5 protein-coding genes are annotated in these 7,598 nt (G+C 60.8%); 4 read left to right on the top strand and 1 reads right to left on the bottom strand.

The features are described from left to right. The 4 genes from Q0216_RS03545 to Q0216_RS03530 form a co-directional block, all read left to right on the top strand. Positions 1-2,811 (top strand): UvrD-helicase domain-containing protein (locus tag Q0216_RS03545; protein ID WP_366139810.1); only part of this gene is annotated, 2,811 nt, incomplete at its 5' end. Positions 2,812-3,271: 460 nt separating this feature from the next. Then, positions 3,272-4,438 (top strand): ADP-forming succinate--CoA ligase subunit beta, encoded by a 1,167-nt coding sequence (sucC, locus tag Q0216_RS03540; RefSeq protein ID WP_005504561.1) that lies wholly within the window; start codon positions 3,272-3,274, stop codon positions 4,436-4,438. Between the two features lie 29 nt (positions 4,439-4,467). Beyond that, the gene (gene sucD / locus Q0216_RS03535; protein WP_005504562.1) at positions 4,468-5,385 is read left to right on the top strand and encodes a succinate--CoA ligase subunit alpha; all 918 of its coding nucleotides are present in this window, start codon (positions 4,468-4,470) and stop codon (positions 5,383-5,385) included. Positions 5,386-5,625: 240 nt separating this feature from the next. After that, the gene (locus tag Q0216_RS03530; protein ID WP_298592973.1) at positions 5,626-6,573 is read left to right on the top strand and encodes an amino acid oxidase; all 948 of its coding nucleotides are present in this window, start codon (positions 5,626-5,628) and stop codon (positions 6,571-6,573) included. Positions 6,574-6,822: 249 nt separating this feature from the next. On the opposite strand, the gene Q0216_RS03525 is transcribed toward Q0216_RS03530, so the two are convergent. After that, positions 6,823-7,598, bottom strand: a 776-nt coding sequence (locus Q0216_RS03525) for a VIT1/CCC1 transporter family protein (protein WP_298592971.1), incomplete at its 5' end; no start/stop codon positions are given.

Below are 7,598 nucleotides of genomic sequence, written 5' to 3'. Positions count from 1 at the left end.
GCCGCAGTGATGGATGCCCCGGTGATGGAGGCACCCGCACAGGACGTACCCGCCGCCCTGCCCACCGGCATGCCCGCCTACAGCGCCCCTGCTGCCAGCGCGCCCGTTCCTGAACCCGGCGCACCCGTAACCTTCACCGGCGCCGACCCGCTCGGCGACTTTATGCCGCCCGCCTACCGCGTCGGCGGCTACGGTGAGGACTTCGACCCCTCCGACCCCTACGGTGAACGCACCCACAGCCTCAACGCGGTGGACCCCGCCTCCCTCACCGCCGGGCTCAATGAACGCCAGGAAGAAGCCGTGTTGCACTCCGGCTCGCCCCTGCTCATCGTCGCGGGTGCTGGATCCGGCAAGACCCGCGTGCTCACCCACCGCATCGCCTACCTGCTCGCAACCCACCGCGCGACCCCCGGCCAGATTCTCGCCATCACCTTCACCAACAAGGCTGCCGCCGAAATGCGTGAACGTATTGAGGCGCTGGTCGGCCCGCGCGCCAAGCACATGTGGATTTCTACTTTCCACAGCTTCTGCGTGCGCGTGCTGCGCCGTGAGGCTGCCGCCCTGGGTTTGAAGTCCACCTTCACCATCTACGATTCGACCGACTCGCAGCGCCTGCTGAGCTTGATTATTAAAGAGCTCAACCTGGACACCAAGAAGTTCACCGCCAAGGCCGTGGGCAACCGCATCTCCGCGCTGAAAAACGAGCTGGTCAGCGCCGAAGCCTACGCATCCCGCGTGGCGAGTGATAACCCGTACGAGAAGACCATCGCGCAGATCTACACCGTCTACACGCAGCGTCTGCGCGCCGCTAACTCCCTCGACTTTGACGACCTGATTGGCCGCACCGTCTTTTTGCTCAAGAAGTTCCCCGAAATCGCGAACTACTACCGCCGCAAGTTCCGCCACATCCTCGTGGACGAGTACCAGGACACCAACCACGCCCAGTATCAGCTGGTGCGTGAACTGGTCGGCGCCCACGCGAAGGCACCGGCTGACCGCGGCCCCTACCCGGACGCCGTGCCCCCCGCCGAGCTGACCGTGGTGGGTGACTCCGACCAGTCCATCTACGCCTTCCGCGGTGCGGATATTCGCAATATCACGGACTTCGAGAAGGACTACCCAAACGCCCACACGATCCTGCTGGAACAGAACTACCGTTCCACGCAGAACATCCTCTCCGCGGCGAACGCGGTCATTGAACGCAACCCCGACCGTCGCCCCAAGAAGCTGTGGACCGCCTCCGGCGCGGGCGCGAAGATTATCGGTTACGTCGCCGAATCCGAGCACGCCGAGGCACGCTACATCACCCGCGAAATTGATCGCCTTGCCGATGAGCACGGCGTGCAGCCCGGTGACGTCGCCATCTTCTACCGCACCAACGCGCAGTCCCGAACCCTCGAGGATATGCTCATGCGTGCCGGCCTGCCCTACCGCGTGGTCGGCGGTACCCGCTTCTACGAGCGTAAGGAAATCAAGGACGCCCTGGCATACCTGCGCGCCCTGAGCAACCCCGACGACGACGTGAACGTGCGCCGTATCCTCAACGAGCCCAAGCGCGGTATCGGTGCCAAGTCTGAGTCCGTGGTGGCGGAGTACGCGAGTGCGAACCGCATCTCCTTCTACGCCGCCGCACGCCAGGCTGCCGACATCCCCGGCCTGGGGGCTGCCGCCGTGAAGAAGTACGCCGAGTTCGTGCGCCTCATGGACGACCTGGCGCAAATCGCCCGCACCGAACCCGCCGCAACCTGCCTGGAAGCGGTCCTGGAGCAGACCGGGTACCTTGCGGCTCTGCGCGCCTCCAAGGACATTCAGGACGAATCGCGCGTGGAAAACCTCTCCGAGCTGCTCGACGCCATGGTCGAGTTCGAGACCGAGAACCCCGGCGCCGACCTGGAACAGTTCCTCGAACACGTGGCTCTGGTTGCCGACGCCGACTCGATCCCGAACCGCCCCGCCAGCGCGGAGGGTGAGAACGCCTCCGCCGCACAGATCGCCGCCGAGGCAGCTGAGGCGAAGGCGCAGGGCATGGTCACCCTCATGACCCTGCACACCGCCAAGGGCCTGGAGTTCCCCGTGGTGTTCCTGACCGGCATGGAGCACGGCCTGTTCCCGCACCAGCGTGCCCTGACCGACGAGAAGGAAATGAGCGAGGAACGCCGCCTGGCGTACGTGGGTCTGACCCGCGCCATGGAGCGCCTGTACCTGACCCGCTCGGAGACCCGCACCATGTGGGGTAAGAGCCAGTTCAACCCGCCCTCGCCCTTCCTGGAAGAGATTCCGGAGGAGCTCATCGAGTGGAAGCGCACCGCCGGTTTCTCGGGCTTTGGCGCCTCCGGTATGGGCGCGTATGGCGCTCGCGGAGGCGGTTCGTATGGAGGCGGTTCCTACGGTAGTTCCTACGGCGGCTATTCGGGTGGTTCCCGTTCCGGCTCCGCTGGCTACTCCGGTGGCTACTCGGGCGGTTATAGCTCCGGTGGTTACAGTTCCGGCAGCTCGCGCGGCTCCTACGACCCCTACGAGTCCCGCCCCGCGCGGCGTTCTGAGCCGTCCACCGCGGATATTAACGGCTCGGCAAGCTACGGGCTGGCGGCGGCCACCGCCTCCTCGAAGGTGACGAACCGTTCCCGCGTGCACCAGAGCAAGGAAATCCCGACCCTGGCGGTCGGCGATACCGTGCGCCACGCCAAGTTCGGTGAGGGCCGCGTGCTCGCCGTTGAGGGTAGCGGCGATAAGACCGTGGCGAAGGTTCGCTTCGGCTCCGAAGAGAAGCGCCTGCTGCTGCGTTACGCACCGCTGGAGAAGGTGAGCTAACGCGTCGGGCGTAAGAACCTGATAGCGCCGATGGAGGGACGGGTACCTGGGGGGTGCCCGCCCTGCTCTGCGGGCTGTGCCGGGCGTGTTGTCCGCCTGCTGAGAAGGGCGCGGGGTGCTTCGGCACCGGGCGGTAAATGCCGCATTTTCGCCGGTATTTCGCGGCGGATGGGGGAGCGACAGCTCCAGTTAGTTACCCGGTGCACACCCTTTGGGTGGAACATACCCAAAATATTTGTGAGCTGAGTCGCTAAAATCTCAGATTTGGGGGTCCGTGAGTGCGAGCTCACGCCGAATCCGATAGAGTAGAGACGAGAGAAATTCCCCGCGTCAATGATGCGTGTGCGCCGGGTGCGAGAGACCCCTATCGCACCGTAGCAGCCACACGGGGGAACCTCCTCTAATGAGACCAGGCCGAGTGCACCAGTACTCGGCACCACTTCGAAGAAGAAGGACACCTGTGGACCTTTTCGAATACCAGGCGCGCGAGCTCTTCGCAAAGCACGGTGTACCCGTGCTCAAGGGCATTGTTGCGACCACCCCTGAAGAAGCAAAGGCAGCAGCTGAGGAAATTGGCGGCCTGACCGTCATTAAGGCTCAGGTTAAGACCGGCGGCCGCGGTAAGGCTGGCGGCGTTAAGCTCGCAAAGTCCCCCGAAGAAGCTTACGAGCACGCTAAGGCAATTCTCGGCATGGACATCAAGGGCCACACCGTTCACCGCGTGCTGGTCGCTGACGGCGCAGACATCGCCGAAGAATACTACTTCTCCCTCCTGCTGGACCGCGCAAACCGCTCCTACCTGGCAATGTGCTCGGTAGAAGGCGGTATGGAAATTGAGCAGCTCGCTGCTGAGCGCCCCGAGGCACTGGCAAAGATCGAGGTTGACCCGCTGGTTGGCCTGGACCAGGCTAAGGCTGAGGAAATTGCTAAGGCAGCAGGTTTCTCCGCAGAACTGCAGGAGAAGGTTGTTCCCGTTCTCGTCAAGCTGGGCGAAGTCTACACCAAGGAAGACGCAACCCTGGTTGAGGTTAACCCCCTCGTTCTGACCCCCGAGGGCACCATCCTCGCCCTGGACGGCAAGGTCTCCCTGGACGACAACGCAGAATTCCGCCAGCCCGAGCACGAGGCTCTCGTGGACAAGTCCGCTGAGAACCCGCTGGAAGCTAAGGCAAAGCAGTTCGACCTGAACTACGTGAAGCTGGACGGCGAGGTCGGCATCGTTGGTAACGGTGCAGGTCTGGTTATGTCCACCCTGGATGTTGTTGCATACGCTGGTGAGAACCACGGCAACGTCAAGCCCGCAAACTTCCTTGATATTGGTGGCGGCGCATCCGCTGAGGTTATGGCTGCTGGCCTGGAAATCATTCTGGGCGACGAGCAGGTCAAGAGCGTTTTCGTGAACGTCTTCGGCGGCATCACCGCATGTGACGCAGTGGCAGACGGCATTGTGAAGGCTCTGGAGATTCTGGGCGACGCAGCAACCAAGCCCCTGGTTGTGCGCCTGGACGGCAACAACGTTGCTGAGGGTCGCCGCATCCTCTCCGAGGCGAACCACCCGCTGGTTGTTCTGGCTGAGACCATGGACTCCGGCGCTGACAAGGCAGCAGAGCTCGCTCACAAGGCGTAATCGCCAGCAAAGGATTTCAAGGAAGTAATATGTCTATCTTTGTGAACAAGGACTCCAAGGTCATCGTTCAGGGCATCACCGGTGGCGAGGGTACCAAGCACACCGCACGCATGCTCGCAGCAGGCACCAACATTGTGGGCGGCGTGAACGCTCGCAAGGCTGGCACCACCGTCACCCACAAGGCGAAGGACGGCTCCGACATCGAGCTGAACGTCTTCGGTTCCGTAGCTGAGGCTATGGAGAAGACCGGCGCGAACGTCTCCATCGTCTTCGTTCCCCCGGCCTTCACCAAGGCAGCAGTTCTCGAGGCTATCGAGGCTAAGATCGGCCTCGTCGTCGTTATCACCGAGGGCGTTCCGGTTCAGGACTCCGCAGAGTTCTGGGCAGCTGCTAAGGCATCCGTGGACGAGAACGGCAAGCAGATCACCCGCATCATCGGCCCCAACTGCCCCGGCATCATCTCCCCCGAGGAGTGCCTAGTCGGTATTATCCCGGCGAACATCACCGGCAAGGGCAAGATCGGTCTGGTTTCCAAGTCCGGTACCCTGACCTACCAGCTGATGTACGAACTGTCCGACATTGGTTTCACCACCGCTATCGGTATTGGTGGCGACCCGATTATCGGCACCACCCACATCGACGCTCTGGAAGCTTTCGAAGCTGACCCCGAGACCGAAGCAATCGTCATGATTGGTGAGATCGGTGGTGACGCTGAGGAGCGTGCTGCAGAGTACATCAAGGCAAACGTGACCAAGCCCGTTGTTGGTTACATTGCAGGCTTCACCGCTCCTGAGGGTAAGACCATGGGCCACGCAGGCGCTATTGTCTCCGGTTCCTCCGGTACCGCTCAGGCGAAGAAGGAAGCTCTGGAAGCAGCAGGCGTGAAGGTCGGTAAGACCCCCTCCGAGGCTGCAAACCTGATGCGCGAAATCTTCGCAGCGAAGTAAACAGCATAAAATACGGCAGATGCCGGTAGTCCATGAGGCTACCGGCATCTGTGCGTTAAATCAGGTTTTTGAAAATAGTTCAGTGAGCTGAAGAGTCTGTTTTGTTATATATATCATGATGAAATACTTGAAAAGTCTATGCTAGAGGGCTATACAATAGAACCCAATGAGCCTAGTCAAGGGTGTTTACGCTTGCAGGCTCTTTCTATATTTCATCACATACGAGGAGAACATTCACTCATGACTCAGCCCATTTCCCGTCGCTCTGTCGCTAAGGCAGGCGTCTGGTCTGCACCTGTTATTGCAGCTTCTGCTGCTGTGCCGGCCTATGCAGCATCTTCCAGGAGTGATGATTCTGAGGAGAAGCTGACTATCCAGAGCGGTCTGTTTGTCAGCGCTCAGTACGGTGGCGGCTTTGTTGGTTACGCTTCGTCCACCAGCACCGGTCCGATTCACCCGACCACTCCTGAGGCGTACTTCGCATCTTCTTCCAAGCCCGAATCCGACCTGAACTGGGACGATAGCGCTTCCAAGCCCACCAACCGTGACCTGTTTATCAACGGTGAGGGTACCTTTACCCCGGTCAATAACTCCCAGACTGCATCCCCCGGCTCCTACGTGGCATCTAGCGGTTTCTGGTGGTCTGTTCCGACCACTGCGCCCAAGACTGGTACCGGCTACGTTGCAGGTTCTACCGCAACCCTGGCTGCCGGGGCAACCTTCGTGACTGATGTTGAGTACACCGTGCCTGCTAATGCTCTGAACGCTGCTAAGAGCGGTAGGATTAATGGTCAGGCGTGGACCCCCAACGGCCGTGCGCTGAAGGGTACGCTTGCAGAGCTGGTTGCTTCGGCAGGTCAGGCACGCTACCTGTCGGTTGCTCAGGCAGCGGGCAACTGGTCTGCTTCGGTCCCGACCGTGACCAAGAATTCTGATGGTACCTACACCTTCAAGGGTCGTATTACCTTCACTACTACCAAGGCGTACACTCTGAAGCAGACCGGTAACAAGCTGTACGGTCAGGTTGTCATCATGCCCGGTATTGTGTCCTTCAGCCCGGCACAGGGTTGGGTCTCCTACAAGCAGACCTCCAGCATCCAGAATGCAACCATTACCTACTCGGGTAACGGCTATACCGACACTAAGGCGCTCTCTGGTGCTGAGGCTACCACCCAGATTAACCCCTAATCTGGTTATGCTGTGGGGCCTCAGCTTAACGCCCCGTGGAGTTTTCCCCCACAGTTGCTTACCCCGTGCTGAGCGGTGTAAGTGCAGAGAGTGATGGAATCCCCCAGTAGATACACTGAATGTATCTGCCGGGGGTTTCTTTGTGCTCAGACAGTGCCACTCGTCAGGCAGTGGTGCTTACAGTGAAAGCAACACATGCAAGAGCGGCTATATACACTTGTTGAGAGCTTATTGGGGGGGGTGTTGCAACTAGCCGACCGTCGTGCCGAACGCCAGACCCAGCAGATAGGTCACGAACGCAGCGCCAAAGCCAATCAGAATCTGGCGAATACCGCGCTTGAGCGGGGAAGCACCCGAAAGCAGGCCCACCACGCCGCCGGTGAAGCCCAGCGCCGCACCCACAAACAGCAGAGACAGCACCATCGCGAACACACCCGACAAGCCAAAGATATAGGGCAGAATCGGAACCAGCGCACCCGAAGCAAAGAACGCGAACGACGCAGCGGCGGCACCAATATCGGTACCCAAAGCCACATTCTCCTCACGATCCTCATCCTCGCGGTGAGACAGCGACGGATCGCAGTCACAATCCAGGTAGCCGAAGCGCTCCATCGCACGGTGATGCGCCGCTTCCGGCTCCATGCCGCGGGCACGGTAAATGAGCTCCAGCTCGTTCGAGTCCAAATCCAAATCGTGCGCAACACGCAGGGTCACCTGGGTCGGCTGGGATGCATCCAGCAGTTCACGCTGAGAACGCACCGACACGAACTCACCCGCAGCCATCGACAGCGCACCCGCCAGCAGACCCGCAATACCCGAGAGCAGGACCATCGAGCTGGACGCGCCCGAGGCAGTAATACCCATAGTCAACGCCAGGTTCGACACCAAACCGTCGTTAGCGCCAAAGACCGCCGCACGGAAATTACCCGAAAGCTTCTCCCTGCCAGTGGTCGCCAGGGCACGGATAATTTCCTCGTGAATCGCCTCGTCAGCCGCCATTTCCTCGGTGGCGTCCGGATCCTCAG

Source organism: uncultured Rothia sp. (genome assembly GCF_937976295.1).
GTDB lineage: Bacteria > Actinomycetota > Actinomycetes > Actinomycetales > Micrococcaceae > Rothia.
This window is presented reverse-complemented; position numbering and strand designations above follow the sequence as displayed.

Excerpts from the sequence above, each read along its gene's own strand:
- sucD (WP_005504562.1), top strand. The coding sequence starts at position 4,468 with ATGTCTATCTTTGTGAACAAGGACTCCAAGGTCATCGTTCAGGGCATC.
- Q0216_RS03530 (WP_298592973.1), top strand. The coding sequence starts at position 5,626 with ATGACTCAGCCCATTTCCCGTCGCTCTGTCGCTAAGGCAGGCGTCTGG.